Origin of the sequence: Pseudomonas sp. FP1740 (assembly GCF_030687165.1) — a bacterium.
Lineage (GTDB): Bacteria > Pseudomonadota > Gammaproteobacteria > Pseudomonadales > Pseudomonadaceae > Aquipseudomonas.
This window is the reverse complement of sequence record NZ_CP117461.1, coordinates 3715562-3737053: the sequence shown is the minus strand read 5'-3', so window position 1 is coordinate 3737053 and position 21492 is coordinate 3715562. Positions and strand designations below refer to the sequence as shown.

The 21492-nt window shown below is 60.2% G+C and carries 7 protein-coding genes; 4 read left to right on the top strand and 3 right to left on the bottom strand.

What is annotated here, in order from left to right; translation table 11 throughout:
• The first annotated feature begins 66 nt into the window (after positions 1-66).
• From PSH69_RS16730 to PSH69_RS16715, 4 genes are all read left to right on the top strand, one after another.
• Positions 67-1845 carry a type I secretion system permease/ATPase gene (locus PSH69_RS16730; RefSeq protein WP_305409136.1) on the top strand — a complete coding sequence of 593 codons (1779 nt, stop codon included), beginning with the start codon at positions 67-69 and terminating at the stop codon, positions 1843-1845.
• Positions 1823-3136 (top strand): HlyD family type I secretion periplasmic adaptor subunit, encoded by a 1314-nt coding sequence (locus PSH69_RS16725; RefSeq protein WP_305412841.1) that lies wholly within the window; start codon positions 1823-1825, stop codon positions 3134-3136. Before PSH69_RS16730 ends, PSH69_RS16725 begins: the two co-directional genes overlap by 23 nt.
• A gap of 2 nt (positions 3137-3138) precedes the next feature.
• Positions 3139-4518 carry a TolC family outer membrane protein gene (locus PSH69_RS16720; RefSeq protein ID WP_204125042.1) on the top strand — a complete coding sequence of 460 codons (1380 nt, stop codon included), beginning with the start codon at positions 3139-3141 and terminating at the stop codon, positions 4516-4518.
• 755 nt (positions 4519-5273) lie between these two features.
• Positions 5274-5990 (top strand): LuxR C-terminal-related transcriptional regulator, encoded by a 717-nt coding sequence (locus PSH69_RS16715; RefSeq protein ID WP_305409135.1) that lies wholly within the window; start codon positions 5274-5276, stop codon positions 5988-5990.
• Between the two features lie 117 nt (positions 5991-6107).
• On the opposite strand, the gene PSH69_RS16710 is transcribed toward PSH69_RS16715, so the two are convergent.
• From PSH69_RS16710 to PSH69_RS16700, 3 genes are all read right to left on the bottom strand, one after another.
• Positions 6108-12170, bottom strand: coding sequence for a DUF5801 repeats-in-toxin domain-containing protein (locus PSH69_RS16710; protein WP_305409134.1), 6063 nt, complete (start codon positions 12168-12170; stop codon positions 6108-6110).
• Between the two features lie 272 nt (positions 12171-12442).
• Entirely contained in the window at positions 12443-18472 is a 6030-nt protein-coding gene (locus tag PSH69_RS16705) for a DUF5801 repeats-in-toxin domain-containing protein (RefSeq protein WP_305409133.1), read from the bottom strand.
• Between the two features lie 287 nt (positions 18473-18759).
• Positions 18760-21486: a hypothetical protein gene (locus PSH69_RS16700; protein ID WP_305409132.1), complete on the bottom strand. Its 2727-nt coding sequence runs from the start codon at positions 21484-21486 to the stop codon at positions 18760-18762.
• Positions 21487-21492 lie beyond the last annotated feature (6 nt).

Sequence of the window (21492 nt, the reverse complement as noted above, 5' to 3'; positions counted from 1 at the left end):
TGCTACGCACAGACGTTCGGCATGATCTAAGCTCCTCAAGGTATGACTTTCCGAGCAGGGGTTTCCATGCGAAACACACCTGAAAACAGTCTGAAAATAGCGTTGAAAGCCTGTAGAGACAGCTTTGTTTCTGTTGGCTTTTTCAGCTTTTTCATCAACGCGCTGATGCTCGTTCCTACCTTCTATATGCTTCAGGTGTATGGACGAGTGGTCACCAGCGGAAGTCTGACGACCCTGGCGATGCTGACGCTGATCATGACCGGGTTGGTGGTAACACTCGGTTCTCTGGAATGGGTGCGTTCACGCATCATGGTTCGGGTCAGTACCCGGCTGGATGTGTTGCTGGGTCGCCAGGTCTATAAGGCCAGTTTCAAACGGGCGCTGGAAAGTGGCGGCATGGATGCCTCGGCCCAGTCGCTCAACGACTTGACGGGCTTGAGACAGTTCCTCTCCGGTAATGGATTGTTCGCCTTTTTCGATGCGCCCTGGTTGCCTATCTATATCGCTGTGATGTTCATGTTCCATCCCTGGTATGGCTGGGTAGCGGTGGGCAGTGCGTTGTTGTTGTTATTTCTCGCGTTTCTCAATGAGAGGTTGACGGGGCCGGCACTTGCCCAGGCTAACAAGGAACATATCAGCGCGACGCTCCACACCACGAAAAATCTGCGCAACGCTGAAGTCATCGAGTCCATGGGCATGCTTGAAACCCTGATGGACCGTTGGGGGCGTCGCCAGAGAAATGTCCTGATGCTGCAGTCCGGGGCGAGCGATAGAGGTGGCATCATCAGTACGCTTTCCAGGTCCTTCCGGATCCTGGTGCAATCGCTGATCCTGGGGCTGGGGGCGTACCTGACCGTGGATCATCAGGTGGGGCCAGGCATGGTGTTTGCCGGGTCCGTGCTGCTAGGGCGCGCCTTGGCCCCCATCGATCTGATTATTGGCAGCTGGAAGGGCTTTATTGCGGCCCGTTCGCAGTACCGCCGTCTCAACGACATCCTCGACAAACAACAGGCTCAGCCCGAGCGTATGTCATTGCCTGCTCCTCAGGGTCATGTGCAGGTGGAGAATCTGATCGTCGCGGCACCTGGCTCGAAAACCCCGATCATCAAAAACATAAGTTTCAGCGTACCTGCCGGCTGCATTGTCGGAATCATCGGTCCAAGTGCCGCGGGCAAGTCCACCCTGGCCAGGGCACTGATGGGGGTATGGGCGCCGCAGCATGGGGTGGTCCGGCTCGATGGCGCGGACATCAGCGCGTGGGACAAACATGAACTCGGGCCGTACATAGGTTACTTGCCCCAGGACATTGAATTATTCGAAGGCAGCGTCAGCGAGAACATTGCCCGCTTCGCCGAGGTCGACTCCGAAAAAGTCGTTCTGGCGGCCAAGTCTGCCGGCGTTCACGAAATGATTCTGCTGTTGCCCGATGGCTATGACACCGTCATTGGCAGCGATGGCGTCATGCTGTCGGGAGGGCAGCGCCAACGCATAGGCCTGGCCCGTGCCCTGTACGGCAACCCGCGGCTGATTATCCTCGACGAGCCCAATTCCAATCTCGACGAAGTCGGTGATCGTGCCCTGGCGGTGGCCATCCAGCAGCTCAAGCTGACAGGTGCAACCGTTTTTGTGATTACCCACCGAACCAACATTGTGTCCCAACTTGACCGGCTGATGGTGATGAGTGATGGCGCCATCAGTCTCTATGGACCACGCGAACAAGTGCTGGCCGAACTCGCGCAGCGGGCACAAAAGCACGCCACGCAAGCAGGCGCAAGCGTGGCTTCGGTGGCTACTCGCAAGGGTGATGCCGATGAACAGTACGATGCTCAGTCGTCAAACAGATAACTTCGCCGACCTGGCGGTCTCTGATCGAAAGATCCGTCGCCTGGGTTTTGGCATTTTATTGATGACCTTCGGGGTGTTCGGCACCTGGGCGGCGGTCGCACCGATCGATGGCGCGGCTTACGCGCCAGGTGTGGTCACCGTGCAGGCTTATCGGAAAACGGTACAACACCTCGAAGGTGGCATCGTCAAAGAGGTGTTGGCCCATGACGGTGACATCGTCAAGCAGGATGACCCGCTGATTATTCTCGATGATGCCCAGCTGCGATCCGAATACGAGATGACCCGAAGCCAGCTCATTGCCGCCAGAGCCATGGAGGCAAGACTCAAGGCTGAGCGGGACAATCTGCCAGTAATTGGCTTTGACGTCATGACCGATTCCGACAGCCTGCGAGGTGCCGAGGCGCGCCAGGGCGAGACCCAGGTATTCAACGCACGACGGGGCTCACGGTTGGGCCAGATATCGGTGCTGCAAGAGCGCATTGGTCAGTTGAATCAACAGATCAAGGGGCTGGAGGCGATGATTGGTGTCAAGAGCCAACTGAATAAATCCTACAGCGGTGAAATCGTTGAATTGACAGACATGTTGTCACAAGGGTTCGTCGACAAACAACGTCTGCTTGAGCAGCAGCGCAAGCTTGAAATGGTCAAGTCCGAATTGGCCGACCATCGTTCGACCATCACCAGGACGCGCCTGCAGATCAATGAAACACAGCTGCAGATTCTACAAGTCGATAAAGACTTCAATGCCGATGTCGCCAAACAATTGGCTGATGTCCAGACCAAAATCTACGACCTGCAAGAGAAGGCTTCCGCCCTGGAGGACCGGCTCAGCCATATCATCATCCGCGCACCCGAATCGGGCATGGTGATTGGCATGACGGTGCACACGATTGGCGGCGTCGTGCGCTCGGCGACGCCTTTGCTGGACATTGTTCCCTCGGTTTCTGAACTGGTCATAGAGGCCCAGGTGGCGCCGGTCGATATCGATCGCATCGCCATCGGCAAGCGTGCCGATATCCGTTTCGGCGCGTTCAACAGTGCGACCACGCCTGTGATCCAGGGCGAGGTCATCAGTGTCTCGGCGGACCGGCTGGTCAACGAAAAGACCGGGACTCCCTATTACCTGGCGCGGGTCCGGGTCACCGAAGCCGGCGTGCGCGCCTTGGGTGATCGCAAATTACTGCCGGGGATGCCTGCGGACGTGTTGATCATCACGGGGCAACGCACGCTGTTGCAATACCTTCTGCAGCCGGCCCGCAATGTCATCTCTCAAGCGTTGATCGAGGAGTGATCATGCGAGCGTCGACAGTTCTGCTGGGCGGGGCGTTCATGTTTGCCGCGGGTGCCGTTCTGGCGCAAACCACTGAAGCAAAGCCGACCGGGGTCAGTGCCTCGACGTACTCCACTGACCTCATGCAGTTGTATCGCGAGGCCCGGCTGGAAGATCCGCGAGTGTTGGCCTCGTATGCGCGAGCGAAGGCGGGCGAGGAACATCAACGCGAGGCCCTGGGCTCGCTGTTACCACAGATATCGCTCAACGCCGGGCAGAACCGGATTCATCAGGAGAGCGACCTGGTGCAGCGCAGTTACGATAGCGAAATCTACAGCCTGGTGCTGCGTCAGTACCTCTACAACAAGGCCGCGTGGGAGAACTACCAAAGATTCAAAAGCCTGGCCAAGCAAACCGAATCAGAAGCGCAGGAGGCCCAGGCCGAGGCCACAGTGGATCTAGCCCAGCGTTACTTCGCCGCGTTGGCGGCCGAGGATGAACTGGAGTTGGTAAAGGCGGAGCGTCAAACCACGCAAAAGAGCCTGGACAGGGTCAATGCGTTGTACGAAAAGCAGCTGGCAATGATTACCGATCAGCTCGACCTCAAGGCCCGGGTCGATTTGCTGGCGGCGCAGGAGCTGGATGCCCAGAACCAGGCCAGTATCACCCGCGAGGCACTGGCGGAGATCGTCGGCCGGCCGGTCAAGGAGAAGCTCAACCGGATTCGCGATGACGTGCAACTACAGGTGTCGACGCAGAGTCTTGAAACGTGGGTCCGCGAGGGTATAGCGCAAAACCCGGCGCTCAAGGCCAACGAAAGTGGTGTCGAGGCCGCAGGCGCTGCGTTACGCGGCGGCAAGGGCGGGCACTATCCGACCGTTAGCCTGTCTCTGAGCGCGCAACAGACCAACGAGGGCTACAACAACTCCCTGGCGCCGCGTACCGACAGTTATGTCGCTGGTATTGGCGTGCAAGTGCCGATATACAGCGGTGGCTCAACCTCGGCGCGGGTGCGGGGGCTCTACCAGGATCAGATTGTGGCGGAGCAGCAACTGGAAGCAGTCCAGCGGCAGGTGGTCAAGGAGATCACCACCGCTTACCTGACCGCCAACTCGAGCGCAGAAAAGATCAGTGCGAGCCGGCATGCCCTGGCCTCGGCACAGCTGTCCAGAGTGGCGGCAGAGAAAGGGCTCAGTTACGGAATGGTCAATGCTGTCGATGTACTGACCAGCGTACGCAACGAATTCCGGGCTCGTCGTGATCTGCTCAAGACGCAATACGACTTCGTCACCAATGTTTTCACGCTCAATCGCTGGGCGGGCAAGCCGCCTGTCGAGAGTGTCGAAAACGTCAATGCCTGGCTGAGCCCCCGCAGCTCCAGCCAAAAACTCACATCCCCCTGATACTGCCCCGCCATACCGGCTGTATATACCCATCCCGACAAGGGCACCGTTGAAGCGAGCCCACCGTCAGGCGGGTAGCTCAATGCATGTCCTGCAAGCGATCTGGTGACCCGGAAATACACAGCAGTGCCGAGTTCAACGAGGCCCGGGCCTTCATGCACCAACACGTTCACAGAATGGAGGCGGCCCGTGCAATGTGCTTGTTTCGTCAAGGCCGGGCTTGTTCATGATCAGAATTCGCCGATAAATTGACGCCAGCGTTGCTTGTGCGCTTATTCGCACACCACTCGTCGGTTAATTGACGATTTTGAATGAGTTCAACGTTGCCCGCAGGTTGTCTGCGTCGAGCCTAAGACCTTGATTTCCTAGAGGTGATGGCCTCTCTCGGGCACATCGGGGGGCTATTCGTATGAGGCTGAGTCGACGACTGGCAGATGGGTGGGCTGGCAGAACGCTAGGCTGGCCTAGACTCAGTTGAGCGGCTCCTGGGAGAACATCATCATGCGCAACTTATTGATGATTATTCCTATTTTTATTTTCTCGATGGCTTTGCCCGGCTTTTGGGAGTGTCCGCAAACCCTGCCGGTGTAACTGGTGGAAGTGTCCCCAGGGCCGAATATCCGGGTGGGAACCGTCGAGGTCTGTCGGTGCTCGCATCGGTCCTTCAATTGCGGTGGCCAGATGAGTGATCTGCTGATCCAGGAGGGCCAGTAGGTGGAGGCCATTGTCCACTTTTCAAGGGAGTCAGGACGGTAATGACGACCCAAATAAAACCAATAAGCGTGATGCTGATCGACTGTCGTCCTCTTGTTCTTATGGGCCTTCAAGACTTGATCAATACCCGTAAGCCTCAGATGGAAGTGAGCGGCCAGGCCACTACCTATACCAAAGCGCTGGATCTTGCCGATCAGTTGCGTCCCGATGTCATTTTTTTCAGTTTCTTTCCGGATGCGTTGAATCCGTTGGCGGTTATCGCGGGACTCGCCCGCAGCGCCGAAATCAAAGTGCTGGTGCTCAAGAGTCTGTACGAAACCGTCCCCGTTGCCCAGGCGATAGAGGCGGGCGCACGCGGCGTCGTGCTGGCGGAAGACCCGACAGAATCGATCATCCGGGCTATCATCCAGGTCCACCATCGTGACATCGGGCTGGATAGAGCCTGGGTCGGTGGGCTTTCCGACTATGCCGCGACCGGGCATATACCTTTGAAATGCAATTCGGAGCAGGCGAAACAGGCGCGGCTGACGCTGCGCGAAAGGGAACTGATTCGCGCCATCGTGGGGGATCCGTCTGCCAAATACATGTGCATCGCCGGGCGCCTGGGTATCAGCGAGCACACCGTGCACAATCACCTCAGTAACATTTATCAAAAGCTTAATCTCGTTAACCGGATCGACTTGCTGATATACGCACAGAAGCACGGGCTCACCAACAACGAAGAACCGCCCGAGTCCACTTGGGTGCAACTGCGCTGAATTTCCTGGGGGCGCCCTGGCCGTCACGGTGTCGCCGTCCGTGGATCTCATATCAGAACTGCAAGCAATGCGAGGGTGGTTTCCACCACCCTCGCATTTTTTTACGCGCGCGCCACCTCAGGCGCTGCCATGGACAATGTCGGTACTCAGCAGATCGACCCCGACCAAGGTGATGGTCGTGATTTGTCCGCCCGTTTCGGCAATCGTCACGATGCTGTTGGCGCCGCTGTTGTCGATCGACTGCACAACGGAGCCCTGGTCGCCGTTGAGCACCAGTGTGTCGCGCAGCCCTGCGCTCGCATCGAAGCCGGTGACCTGGTACTTGTTCTGGGTGAATGACAAATCGACGTTGAAGGCATCCCGCTCACCGGCCGTACCGGCCAGCGTGAAGTCGAAGGTGGTGCCCAAGTCGTTGGCGAACAGGTTGGCGTCGAATGTACTCGTCGCCGCGTCACCATCCTTGTCCGTCAGCGTCGCGTTGAACGCCAGCTTGACATCGCTGGCCAGGTTCTCGGTCTGCTGAATGAACTGGATCACCGGGATCTTGATCTCGCCTCGGCCCATCGTGAGCTGAACCGCGTCAATCAGCAACGCGCCTTGCTTCTGAATGAGGAAGGACACCTGTCCGCCGGCCTCCGGTGTCAGGGTGTTCACCTCGGTGAGGTTCGAGAACGAGCCATCCTCGTAGTAGATCCGGTAGTACAGGTCCTCGGTCGCCGTGTTGTACCCCGCCACGGAGTTGTCGATGAAGACCTTCATCCCCGTCAGCAGGCTCTCCGGATTGATCACGAAACTTTCATCGGCAGTGCTGATGGCCGCCAGGTTGTCTCCCTGGAGAAGGTTATTGCCGACGCCGATGCCGGACGTGCTGACGTTCATGGCCGCCGAGTCGATGTACGAGGGCAGGGGGGTAGTCTGTAGCTGGGCTTCGGTGGGGTCGGGTTTCCCGACCCCGATGCCGGTCAGGATGTCTTCGGTCGTCGCCGTCGCTTTCGCGGAAAAGAACACAATCTCCTCGGATGGCGAAGGAATCGTTGGCGGATCCTGCGTTGGGATCAGCAAGGTGCGCACGGGATCCGGGCCGCCGGCACTGAGCGAACCGTCGGCACTGCTGAGCACGATCGTCGAACTGAAGCCTTGCACCAGGTCCAGTGTATAGGTGCCATTGTTATAGGCGGTCAGCGTGTAGTCGACGCTGGTATTTGCCGTGGAGGCGTTGTTGTCGAAGTCGCCGGTCAACGTGCCTGCGAAGTGGTACGCGCCGTTGGCGTCCGGTGAAGGCGACTGCTCGGTGAGCGTGCCGGTCCCAGTGGTGGTCGTGTTGTCTGGCCGGACGAGGGTGAACTGGTTATTCACCAACGAAATATCCAGACCGGTGGCCCCCAGCCCGTCGGCTCCGGCGGAATTATCCCAGTACCCCTGTTGTGGAAGGATGCTACCGGTGCCGATGAGGTTGCCGAAGGCGAGTGTAGGGCCGTCGTCCTCGAATACCAGGTTTTGCCCGATATTGAGGGTCGCCTGGGCGCTGTCGCCGTCTCCATCGGTCTTGGTCGCTATCAGCGTCACCAGGTTGTCCGCCGACAGCGTTTTCGAATCATCCGGATTGGTCGCGTCGGGATGCACCACGGCGCGGAGTTGGTCGAGGGTGACGTCGCCATTGGCGGCGACGCTGACCGTGAACACCAGCAGGTTGCTGGTGGCCGTACGGCCTTCCACCACGCCGCCGTTGAGCGACAGGTTGACTGCCTGGCCGCTGGCCGTGTCGGTCAGCCCGGAGGCCCCCACCACCACGCCCAGGGCATAGGTCAGGGTGCCCGCACCATCGGCACCAAACGCCGAGGTGAAGTTGGCCGCAAAGCTCTTGGTATCGTTGGTCGCCAGCACGGTTTCGTCGACTGTCAGGGTTGGTTCCGTGCCAGTGGTGCTGATGCTCGGTCCGTCGTCCTTGAACACCAGGTTCTGGCCGATATTGAGGCTCGTATGGGCGCTGTCGCCGTCCTTGTCGGTGATGGTTGCCGTCAGGGTCACCAGATTGTCTGAGGTCAGGGTCTTCGAATCATCGGGATTGGTCGTGATGGAATGCACCACGGCGCGGAGCTGGTCGAGGGTGACGTCGCCATTGGCGGCGACGCTGACCGTGAACACCAGATCGTTGCTCGTCGCGGTGCGGCCCTCCACCACGGCGCCGTTAAGCGACAAATTCACCGCTTGGCCGGTGGCCGTGTCCACCAGCCCTGAGGCGCCCGCGACCACGCCCAGCGCATAGGTCAATGTGCCCGCGCCATCAGCACCATACGCCGAGCTGAAGTTGGCGGCGAAGCTCTGGGTGTCGTTGGTCGCCAGCACCGTTTCGTCCACCGTTAGCGTCGGCTCGGTGCCGGTGGTGCTGATGCTCGGTCCGTCATCCTTGAACACCAGGTTCTGGCCGATGTTGAGGGTGGCCTGGGCGCTGTCGCCATCCTTGTCGGTTTTGGTTGCCGTCAGGGTCACCAGAGTGTCCGAGGTCAGGCTCTTCGAATCATCCGGATTGGTCGCGTCGGGATGCACCACAGCGCGGATCTGGTCGAGGGTGACGTCACCGTTGGCGGCGACGCTGACGGTGAACACCAGCAGGTGGGTGGTGGCGGTGCGGCCTTCCACTACGGCGCCGTTGAGCGACAGGTTGACGGCCTCACCGGTGGCCGTGTCGGTCAGGCCGGAGCCACCCGCCACCACGCCCAGCGCATAGGTCAGCGTACCGGCCCCGTCAGCGCCAAACGCCGAGCTGAAGTTGGCGGCAAAGCTCTGGGTGGCGTTGGTGGCCAGTACTGTTTCATCCACCGTCAGGGTCGGTTCCGTGCCGGTGGTGCTGATGCTCGGTCCGTCGTCCTTGAACACCAGGTTCTGGCCGATGTTGAGGGTGGCCTGGGCGCTGTCGCCATCCTTGTCGGTCTTGGTGGCGGTCAGGGTCACCAGAGTGTCCGAGGTCAGGCTCTTCGAGTCATCGGGGTTGGTCGCGTCGGGATGCACCACCGCCCGTTGCTGGTCGAGGGTGACGTCACCGTTGGCGGCGACGCTGACCGTGAACACCAGCAGATTGGTGGTGGCGGTGCGGCCTTCCACCACGGTGCCGTTGAGCGACAAATTCACCGCTTCACCGGTGGCGGTGTCGGTCAGCCCGGAGCCACCGGCCACCACGCCCAGCGCGTAGGTCAGTGTGCCCGCGCCATCAGCACCAAACGCCGAGGTGAAGTTGGCGGCAAAGCTTTGGGTGGCGTTGGTCGCCAGCACCGTTTCGTCCACCGTCAGGGTCGGTTCCGTGCCGGTGGTGCTGATGCTCGGTCCGTCATCCTTGAACACCAGGTTCTGCCCGATGTTGAGGGTGGCCTGGGCGCTGTCGCCATCCTTGTCGGTTTTGGTTGCCGTCAGCGTCACCAGAGTGTCCGAGGTCAGGGTCTTCGAGTCATCGGGATTGGTGGCGTCGGGATGCACCACGGCTCGGATCTGGTCGAGGGTGACGTCGCCATTGGCCGCGACGCTGACTGTGAATACCAGATCGTTGCTCGTCGCCGTGCGGCCTTCGACCACGCCGCCGTTAACCGACAAATTCACCGCTTGGCCGGTGGCCGTGTCGGTCAGCCCGGAGGCACCCGCCACCACGCCCAGCGCATAGGTCAGCGTGCCGGCCCCATCGGCGCCAAACGCCGAGGTGAAGTTGGCGGCAAAGCTCTGGGTGGCGTTGGTGGCCAGTACTGTTTCATCCACCGTCAGGGTCGGTTCCGTGCCGGTGGTGCTGATGCTCGGTCCGTCGTCCTTGAACACCAGGTTCTGCCCGATGTTGAGGGTGGCCTGGGCGCTGTCGCCGTCCTTGTCGGTCTTGGTCGCGGTCAGGGTCACCAGGTTGTCCGCCGACAGTGTCTTCGAATCATCCGGATTGGTCGTGACGGGATGGACCACGGCCCGTTGCTGGTCGAGGGTGACGTCACCGTTGGCGGCGACGCTGGCGGTGAACACCAGCAGGTTGGTGGTGGCCGTGCGGCCTTCGACCACGCCGCCGTTGAGTGACAGGTTGACTGCTTCACCGGTGGCGGTGTCGGTCAGCCCGGAGGCACCGACCACCACACCCAGTGTGTAGGTCAGGGTACCGGCCCCGTCGGCGCCAAACGCCGAGCTGAAGTTGGACGCAAAGCTCTGGGTGGCGTTGGTGGCCAGCACCGTTTCGTCCACCGTCAGGGTCGGTTCCGTGCCGGTGGTGCTGATGCTTGGCCCATCGTCCTTGAACACCAGGTTCTGCCCGATGTTGAGGGTGGCCTGGGCGCTGTCGCCGTCCCCATCGGTCTTGGTCGCCGTCAGCGTCACCAGAGTGTCCGAGGTCAGCGTCTTCGAATCATCCGGATTGGTGGCATCGGGATGCACCACGGCGCGGATCTGGTCGAGGGTTACATCACCGTTGGCGGCGACGCTGACGGTGAACACCAGCAGGTTGGTGGTGGCTGTGCGGCCTTCCACTACAGCGCCATTGAGCGACAGGTTGACGGCCTCACCGGTCGCCGTGTCGGTCAACCCGGAGCCTCCTGCCACCACACCCAACGCATAGGTCAGCGTACCCGCACCGTCAGCGCCAAACGCTGAGGTGAAGTTGGCGGCAAAGCTCTGGGTGGCGTTGGTCGCCAGTGCCGTTTCGTCCACCGTCAGGGTCGGTTCGGTGCCGGTGGTGCTGATGCTCGGCCCGTCGTCTTCGAAGATCATCTTGGAGCCGATTTCGGTTTTCGAAATGGAGGCTTGGAGCAGCGTGAAACCACCAACATCAAAGTCGGCGTGGCTAGTGCCCTTGGCGTCGAGGGCCGCCCCGTTCTCGACGAGTACGCGGTTGTGATCCGAGGCTGTGGTGTATTCAATCTGGTAGCCGGCTTTGATGCCGGTGAGTGTTGCAACCCCACCGGTAAGGCTGATGGTAATGGCCGGGTCATTCACCGAGCCGTCTGAATTCTCGATCACCTGGCCGGTGCTGATGTTGATGACGCGAACGTTGGTGATGGCCACCGACGTATCATTTGCATAGCCGTTGATGAAATTCACGCCAGGTTCGGCAGCGGTGCTGAATGCGCTGATCTTTACCACGGCACTCTTGCCGCTTTGCAACTGCACGACGTCAAAACTGGCCGCCTTCGCATTGAAGACGTTGGTAAAGTCGATATTGGCTTCAATATCGGCTTCGTTCTGATCCAGGTTGGGAATGGTCATATCCTGCCGGGCACCGGTGACGAACGAAAAGCGGATGCCTTCCTGTTCCGTAATCATCTGGTTGTTGGTGCCGAAGGTAGTCGGGCTGGCCGCCTGGCTGGTGATGATCGTGTCGCCAGTGTTGATATTGGCGCCGCTTGACTGGTCTGCGGGATCCTTGCCGGTGGCGATGATGGTGGGATCGGTGATCCGCAAGACACCCGCGTCATCGACCACGGTCGGGTTCGCCTTCGTGAACATCAGGAAGAGGTTCGCACCGGAGGGCACACCGGCCAGACTGAATTCCGCGTCCTGACTGGCTCCGACGAACACCTTATTCAGCAGATTGAGCGCATCGTCGGGATTGCTGGCGTTCAGATGCTTGATCGGTTGGTACTCCACGGTCCAGATTTTGCCGCCTGAGACCGGCGATCCGGTTTCTTCGATATAGGCCGCGAACACGATTGCGCCGGTTGCGCTCCCGGCTCGGCCCACCAGGATGTTGTCGTTGCTCGTATCGGTATAGAGAAGGATGCTGGTGCCATCGAGGGTGTCCAGTCCGCTGTCCACACCATTGAGCGGTGCGCCGGTGCTGTCGACGAAGCTGATATTGGTAATGGTTGCACCGGGGTCGGCACTGACGCTGAACGCATTGCTGCCGGTATTGCCCGCGGCACCGGTATAGCCACTCAAGGCCGCACCCGTTGCGGTACCTGCACCCAGTGCGGTCAAACGGGTAGAGAAAGTCGAGGGCAGGGAGCCCAGCAGAATGTCGTTGTCGTCAGCGTCTCCTGCAGAGCCTGAAGTAGCAGTGGCGTTCTGCAGCCCGGCCGTTTCGTCCAGCGTAACGTTCGCGCCGGAGGCCACGACACTCAGCGCGTTGGTCGTAATCGACGTTGTCAGCGATGGGTCGAGGGTCGAAGTGTAGAGGGAGGTCGGATCGCTCGGCAGCGATGAATTTTGCTCGACAGTAGTCATAACTTGTTCCTGGGTAGTTGCGGTCATCGAGGCCTGACCGTTGACCTTTGGTCGCAACTATGGAGAAGCGCCGCGGATTGCACATCAGCCGAAACTCCCACGCGGGGTGGGAGTTTCAGACTAGCCGTCTTCGCCGCAGGGGGGCCGCGTTCAAGCCTTGTGGTGCTCGAGCGCTCACAACGAATGCGATCCGTGCGGATCTGGTATTGGAACTGCAAAAAAATGCGAGGGTGGTTTGCACCACCCTCGCATCCTTTTACGCACGCGCCGCCTCAGGCGCTGCCATGGACTATGTCGGTATTCAGCAGATCAACCCCGACCAAGGTGATGGTCGTGATTTGTCCGCCCGTTTCGGCAACCGTCACGATGCTGTCCGCGCCGCTGTTGTCGATCGACTGCACAACGGCGCTCTGGTCGCCATTGAGCACCAGCGTGTCTCGCAGCCCTGCGCTCGCATCGAAGCCGGTGACCTGGTACTTGTTTTGGATGAATGACAAATCAACGTTGAAGGCATCCCGCTCACCGCTCGTGCCCACCAGCGTGAAATCGAAGGTGGTGCCCAAGTCGTTGGCGAACAGGTTGGCGTCGAACGTACTCGTCGCCGAGTCCCCATCCTTGTCCGTCAGCGTCGCGTTGAACGCCAGCTTGACATCGCTGGCCAGGCTCTCGGTCTCGTGAGTGAACTGGATCGTCGGGATCTTGATCTCGCCCCGGGCCATCGTGAGCTGAACCGCGTCGATCAGGTTCGTGCCATCGCTCTGAATGACGAAGGACACCTGTCCACCGGCCTCCGGCGTCACGGTGTTCACCTCGATCAGGTTCGAGAACGTGCCATCCTCATAGAAGGCCCTGTAGTACAGGTCCTCGGTCGCCGTGTTGTACCCCCCCACGGAGTTGTCGATGAAGACCTTCATGCTCGTCAGCAGGCTTTCCGGATTGATCACGAAGCTTTCATCGGCAGCACTGATGGCCGCCAGGTTGTCTCCCTGGAACAGGTTATTGGCGACGCCGATGCCGGATGTACTGACGTTCATGGCCCTCGGGTCGATGTACGACGGCAGAGGGTTGGTCTGTAGCTGGGCTTCAGTGGGGTCGGGAGCCCCGAGCCCGATGCCAGTCAGGATGTCCGCTGTCGACGCCGTTGCTTTTGCGGAAAAGAACACAATCTCCTCAGATGGTGAAGGAATCGTCGGCGGATTCTGCGGCGGGATCAACAATGTGCGCACCGGGTCCGGGCCGCCGGCACTGAGCGAGCCGTCGGCGCTGCTGAGCACGATCTCGGAACTGAAGCCTTGCACCAGGTCCAGGGCATAGGTGCCATTGGCAAAGGCGGTCAGCGTGTAGTCAACGGTGGTATTCGCGGTGGCGGCGTTGTTGTCGAAATCACCGGTCAGAGTCCCAGCGAAGTGGAACGCGCCGTTGAGGTCCGGTGAGGGCGATTGCTCGGTGAGCGTGCCGGTGCCGGTGGTGGTCGTGTTGTCTGGCCTGACGAGGGTGAATTGGTTATTCACCAACGAAATATCCAGACCTGTTGCACCCAGTCCGTCGGCTCCGGTTGTATGATCCCAGTATCCCTGTTGTGGGAGGATGCTACCGGTTCCGATCAGGTTGCCAAACGCGAGTGATGGACCGTCGTCCTTGAACACCAGGTTCTGGCCGATGTTGAGGGTCGCATGGGCGCTGTCGCCGTCCTTGTCGGTGATGGTGGCGGTCAGAGTCACCAGATTGTCCGAGCTCAGCGTCTTCGAATCATCCGGATTGGTTGGGTCGGGATGCACCACCGCCCGGAGTTGGTCGAGGGTGACGTCACCGTTGGCAGCCACGCTAGCCGTGAACACCAGCAGGTTGGTGATGGCCGTGCGGCCTTCGACCACGCTGCCGTTGAGCGACAGGTTGACGGCCTCACCAGTGGCCGTATCCGTCAGTCCGGAGCCTCCGGCCACCACGCCCAGTGCATAGGTCAGCGTACCGGCACCGTCGGCGCCAAACGCCGAAGTGAAGTTCGCCGCGAAGTTCTGAGTGTCGTCGGTCGTCAGTACCGTTTCGTCAACCGTCAGGGTTGGCTCCGTGCCGGTGGTGCTGATGCTTGGCCCGTCGTCCTTGAACACCAGGTTCTGGCCGATGTTCAGTGTCGCATGGGCACTGTCGCCATCCTTGTCGGTGATGGTGGCGGTCAGGGTCACCAGATTGTCCGAGGTCAGCGTCTTCGAATCATCCGGATTGGTTGGGTCTGGATGCACTATGGCTCGTTGCTGGTCGAGGGTGACGTCGCCGTTGGCGGCGACACTGACAGTGAACACCAGCAGGTTGGTGGTGGCCGTACGGCCTTCGACCACGGAGCCGTTGAGTGACAGGTTGACGGCCTCACCAGTGGCGGTATCCGTCAGCCCGGAGCCGCCCGCTACCACACCCAGTGCATAGGTCAGCGTGCCGGCCCCATCGGCGCCAAATGCCGAACTGAAGTTGGCGGTAAAGCTCTGGGTGTCGTTGGTCGCCAGCACCGTTTCGTCCACTGTCAACGTTGGCTCCGTGCCGGTGGTGCTGATGCTTGGCCCGTCATCCTTGAACACCAGGTTCTGGCCGATGTTCAGGGTGGCATGGGCACTGTCGCCGTCCTTGTCGGTGATGGTGGCGGTCAGCGTTACCAGGTTGTCCGAGGTCAGGCTCGTCGAATCATCCGGGTTGGTCGCATCGGGATGCACCACGGCGCGGATCTGGTCGAGGGTGACATCACCATTGGCGGCGACGCTGACCGTGAATACCAGATCGTTGCTAATCGCCGTGCGGCCTTCCACGACTGTACCGTTAAGCGACAAATTCACCGCTTGGCCGGTAGCGGTATCGGTCAGCCCGGAACCGCCCGCGACCACGCCCAGTGCATAGGTCAGCGTACCCGCACCGTCAGCGCCAAATGCCGAGCTGAAGTTGGCGGTAAAGCTCTGGGTGTCGTTGGTCGCCAGCACCGTTTCATCGACCGTCAGCGTTGGCTCCGTGCCGGTGGTGCTGATGCTTGGCCCGTCGTCCTTGAACACCAGGTTCTGGCCGATGTTCAGCGTGGCATGAGCGCTGTCGCCATCCTTGTCGGTGATGGTGGCCGTCAGGGTCACCAGATTGTCCGAGGTCAGACTGGTCGAATCATCCGGATTGGTTGGATCGGGATGCACGACGGCCCGTTGCTGGTCGAGGGTGACGTCGCCATTAGCCGCCACGCTAACGGTGAACACCAGCAGGTTGGTGGTGGCGGTGCGGCCTTCGACCACGGTGCCGTTGAGCGACAGGTTGACCGCTTCACCGGTGGCTGTATCCGTCAGCCCCGACGGGCCGGCAGTCACGCCCAACGCATAGGTCAGCGTACCCGCACCGTCGGCGCCAAATGCCGAGCTGAAGTTAGCCGCGAAACTCTGGGTTGCGTCGGTGGTCAGTACCGTTTCATCGACCGTCAGGGTTGGCTCCGTGCCGGTGGTGCTGATGCTGGGTCCATCGTCCTTGAACACCAGGTTCTGGCCGATGTTCAGCGTGGCATGAGCGCTGTCGCCATCCTTGTCGGTGATGGTGGCGGTCAGGGTCACCAGATTGTCCGAGGTCAGACTCGTCGAATCATCCGGGTTGGTCGCATCGGGATGTACCACGGCCCGTTGCTGGTCGAGAGTGACGTCACCGTTGGCGGCGACGCTGACGGTGAACACCAGCAGGTTGGTGGTGGCTGTTCGGCCTTCGACCACGGTGCCGTTGAGCGACAGGTTGACTGCCTCACCGGTGGCCGTATCCGTCAGCCCGGAGGCACCGGCGACCACGCCCAGCGCATAGGTCAGCGTGCCTGCACCGTCAGCGCCAAATGCCGAGGTGAAGTTAGCCGCGAAACTCTGGGTGGCGTCGGTGGTCAGCACCGTTTCGTCGACCGTCAGCGTTGGCTCGCTGCCGGTGGTGCTGATGCTGGGCCCGTCATCCTTGAACACCAGGTTCTGGCCGATGTTCAGCGTGGCATGAGCGCTGTCGCCATCCTTGTCGGTGATGGTGGCGGTCAGGGTCACCAGATTGTCCGAGGTCAGACTCGTCGAATCATCCGGGTTGGTAGGGTCGGGATGCACTACGGCCCGTTGCTGGTCGAGGGTGACGTCACCGTTGGCGGCGACGCTGACTGTGAACACCAGCAGGTTGGTGGTGGCTGTTCGGCCTTCGACCACGGTGCCGTTGAGCGACAGGTTGACTGCCTCACCGGTGGCCGTATCCGTCAGCCCGGAGGCACCGGCTACCACGCCCAGTGCATAGGTCAGCGTACCCGCACCGTCGGCGCCAAATGCCGAGCTGAAGTTAGCCGCGAAACTCTGGGTGGCGTCGGTGGTCAGCACCGTTTCGTCGACCGTCAGCGTTGGCTCGCTGCCGGTGGTGCTGATGCTCGGTCCGTCATCCTTGAACACCAGGTTCTGGCCGATGTTCAGTGTGGCATGGGCACTGTCGCCGTCCTTGTCGGTGATGGTGGCGGTCAACGTCACCAGATTGTCCGAGGTCAGGCTCGTTGAATCATCCGGATTGGTCGCGTCGGGATGCACCACGGCCCGCAGCTGGTCGAGGGTGACGTCACCGTTGGCGGCGACGCTGACCGTGAACACCAGCAGGTTGGTGGTGGCCGTGCGGCCTTCGACTACGGTGCCGTTGAGCGACAGGTTGACGGCCTCACCGGTGGCCGTATCGGTCAGCCCGGAGCCGCCCGCGACCACGCCCAGCGCGTAGGTCAATGTGCCCGCGCCATCAGCGCCAAACGCCGAGCTGAAGTTGGCGGCAAAATTCTGGGTGGCGTCGGTGGTCAGCACCGTTTCGTCCACGATCAGCGTTGGTTCCGTGCCGGCCGCACTGACGCTCGGCCCGTCGTCCTCGAAGATCATCTTGGAGCCGATTTCGGCGATCGAGGTGGAGGCTTGGCGCAGCGAGAAGCCGCCGATATCAAAATCGGCGTGGTTATCGCCTCTGGCGTCGAGGGCCGCGCCGTTCTCGATGAGTACGCGGTTGTGATCCGATGTCGTGGTGTATTCAATCTGGTAGCCGGCTTTAATGCCGGTGAGTGTTGCAACCCCACCCGTAAAGCTGATGGTGATGGTCGGATCATTCACCGAACCGTCGGAATTTTCGATCACCAGCCCGGTACTATTGTTGATGACTTGAACATTGGTGATGGCAACCGGCGTGTCATTCGCATAGCCGTTGACGAAATTCGCGCCAGGTTCAGCTGCGGTGTTGAATGCGCTGATTTTTACCACCGCACTCTTGCCGCTTTGCAACTGCACGATGTCAAAATTGGCCGATGTCGAATTGTAGACACCGGTAAAGTCGATGTTGGATTCAACATCGGCTTCGGTCTGGCTAAGGTTGGGAACGGTCACATCCTGCCGGGCACCCGTGACGAACGAAAAGCGGATACCTTCCTGTTCCGTAATCATCTGGTTATTGGTGCCGATGGTGGTCGGGCCACCGCCCTGGCTGGTATTGATCGTGTCGCCAGTGTTTATGTTGGCGCCACTTGACTGGTCTGCGGGGTCCTTACCGGTGGCGATGATGGAGGGATCGGTGATCCGTGTGACACCATTGATAACTTCAGTTGTCGGGTTCGCTTTCGTGAACATCAGGAAGAGGTTCTGACCGGAGGGCGCACCGGCCAGGCTGAATCCCAGGTCCTGACTGACTCCGACGAACACCTTATCCTGCAGATTGAGCGAATCATCGGGGTTCGTCGCATCTGGATGCTTGAGCGGTTGGTATTCCACGGTCCAGATCTTGGCGCCCGAGACTGGCGATCCGGTTTCTTCAATATAGGCCGCGAACACGATCGCGCCATCTGCGGCCCCGGCTCGGCCCACAACGATGTTGTTGTCGTTCGTATCGGTATAGAGAAGGATGCTGGTGCCATCGAGAGTATCCAGCCCGCTGTCCACGCCATTGAGCGGTGCGCCAGTGCTGTCGACGAATCTGATATCGGTAATGCCGGACGGGTCGGTGAGGGTGAACGCATTGCTGCCGGTGTCGCCCACGGCACCGGTATAGCCACTCAAGGCCGCACCCGTTGCGGTGCCTGCTCCCAGTGCGGTCAAACGGGTAGAGAAGGCGGAGGGCAGAGACGCCAGCAGAATGTCGTTGTCATCAGCGTCTCCTGCGGGGGTTGGCGTGGCGGTGAGGTTCTGCAACCCAGCCGTTTCATCCAGCGTAACGTTTGCGCCGGGCGTCACGCTCAGAGCGTTGGCCGTAATCGATGTTAAGTTGAGGGCGGTTGGATCGCTCGTTAGCGATGAATTTTGCTCGCGAATAGTCATGACGTTCTCCTGAGCAATTACGGTCATCGAGGTCTGACCATTGACCTCTACAACTATGACTAAGCGCTGGAGATTGAACATTGGCCGATACTCCCATGCGGGGTGGGAGTTTCAGCCTATATGGTAGGGGAAAACGGGATGAGAGCGCTAAGAAGCGGCTCTGCATATTACGTTTGTGAATGAGGACCTACCGTCTGCGATCCCTGCGGATCCCATATCAGAACTGCAAAAAACAATGCGAGAGTGGTTTCTACACCACCCTCGCATCTTTTCACGCGAGCGCTGCCTCAGGCGCTGCCATGGACAATGTCGGTACTCAGCAGATCGACCCCGACCAAGGTGATGGTCGTTGTTTGGCCGCCCGTTTCGGCAACCGTCACGACGCTGTCTGCGCCGCTGTTGTCGATCGACTGCACAACGGCGTTCTGGTCGCCGTTGAGCACCAGCGTGTCGCGCAGGCCTGCGCTCGCATCGAAGCCGGTGACCTGGTACTTGTTCTGGGTGAATGACAAATCCACGTTGAAGGCATCCCGCTCACCGCTCGTGCCCACCAGCGTGTAGTCGAAGGTGGCGTTGCCCAGATCGTTGGCGAACAGGTTGGCGTCGAACGTACTCGTCGCCGCGTCCCCATCCCTGTCCGTCACCGTCGCGTTGAACGCCAGCTTGATATCGCTGGCCAGGTTCTCGGTCTGCTGAATGAACTGGATCACCGGGATCTTGATATCGCCTCGGCCCATCGTGAGCTGAACCGCGTCGATCAAGGCCGTACCTTGTTTCTCAACGAGGAAGGACACCTGTCCGCCGGCCTCCGGCGTCAGGGTGTTCACCTCGGTGAGGTTCGAGAACGTGCCATCCTCGTAATAGATCCGGTAGTACAGGTCCTCGGTCGCCGTGTTGTAACCTCCCACGGAATTGTCGATGAAGATCTTCATGGCCGACAGCAGGCTTTCCGGATTGATCACGAAACTTTCATCGGTAGCGCCGATTGCCGCCAGGTTGTCTCCCTGGAGGACGTTATTGGCGACGCCGATGCCGGAGGTGCTGACGTTCATGGCCCTCGAGTCGATGTACGACGGCAGGGGGTTGGTCTGTAGCTGGGCTTCGGTGGGGTCGGGGGCTCCAAGCCCGATGCCGGTCAGGATGTCCGCAGTCGACGCTAGCGCCTTCGCGGAAAAGAACACAATCTCCTCGGATGCCGAAGGAATGGTCGGGTCATTCGTCGGCGGAATCAACAAGGTGCGCACGGGGTCCGGGCCACCGGCACTGAGCGAGCCGTCGGCACTGCTGAGCACGACCGTCGAACTGAAGCCTTGCACCAGGTCCAGTGTATAGGTGCCATTGTTATAGGCGGTCAGCGTGTAGTCGACGCTGGTATTTGCCGTGGCGGCGTTGTTGTCGAAATCGCCGGTCAACGTGCCTGCGAAATGGTAGGCGCCATTGGCGTCCGGTGAGGGCGACTGCTCGGTGAGCGTGCCGGTGCCGGTGGTGGTCGTGTTGTCTGGTCTGACGAGGGTGAATTGGTTATTCACCAACGAGATATCCAGTCCGTTCGCATCCAGCCCGTCGGCTCCGGCGGAATGATCCCAGTATCCCTGTTGTGGAAGGATGCTACCGGTGCCGATCAGGTTGCCGAAGGCGAGTGTAGGGCCGTCGTCTTCGAAGATCATCTTGGAGCCGATTTCGGCGGTTGTCACAGAGGTTTGGAGCAGCGTGAAGCCACCGACATCAAAATCGGCGTGGGTATTGCCCCTGGCGTCGAGGGCTGCCCCGTTCTCGACGAGCACGCGGTTGTGATCCGAGGCTGTAGTGTATTCAATCTGGTAGCCGGCCAAAACGCCGGTGATGGTTGCAACCCCACCGGTAAAGCTGATGGTGATGGCCGGATCATTCACCGAACCGTTTGAATTTTCGACCACCTGCCCGGTGCTGGTGTTGATGACGCGAACGTTGGTAATGGCCACCGCCGTGTCATTTGCATAGCCGTTGATGAAATTCACGCCAGGTTCAGCAGCGGTGCTGAATGCGCTGACTTTTACCACTGCACTCTTGCCGCTTTGCAACTGCACGACGTCAAAACTGGCCATCTTCGCGTTGAAGACGGCGGTAAAGTCGATATTGGCTTCAACATCGGCTTCGTTCGGATCCAGGTTGGGAACGGTCACATCCTGCCGGGCACCGGTAACGAATGAAAAGCGGATGCCTTCCTGTTCCGTAATCATCTGGTTGTTGGTGCCGAAGGTAGTCGGGTTGGCCGCCTGACTGGTGATGATCGTGTCGCCAGTGTTGATATTGGCGCCGCTTGACTGGTCTGCGGGGTCCTTGCCGGTGGCGATGATGGTGGGATCGGTGATCCGCAAGACACCCGCGTCATCGACCACGGTCGGGTTCGCCTTCGTGAACATCAGGAAGAGGTTCTGACCGGAGGGCACACCGGCCAGACTGAATTCCAGGTCCTGACTGGTTCCAACGAACACCTTATTCAGCAGATTGACCGCATCGTCGGGGTTGCTGGCGTCCGGATGCTTGAGCGGTTGGTACTCCACGGTCCAGATCTTGCCGCCCGAGGCGGGCGACCCGGTTTCTTCGATATAGGCCGCGAACACGATCGCGCCGGTTGCGCTCCCGGCCCGGCCCAGAAGGATGTTGTCGTTGGTATCGGTATAGAGAAGGATGCTGGTGCCATCGAGGGTCAACAGTCCGCTGTCCAGGCCATTGAGCGGTGCGCCAGTGCTGTCGACGAAGCTGATATCGGTAATGGTTGCTCCGGGCGCGGCGCTGATGGTGAACGCATTGCTGCCCGTGTCGCCCACGGCACCGGTATAGCCACTCAAGGCTGCACCCGTTGCGGTACCTGCCCCCAGTGCGGTCAAGCGGGTAGAAAAGGTCGAGGGCAGGGACGCTACCAGAATGTCATTGTCGTCAGCGTCTCCCGCAGGGCTTGGCGTGGCGGTGGCGTTTTGCAAGCCGGCCGTTTCGTCCAGCGAAACATCCACGCCGGTGATTCCAATAGCCATGATTGT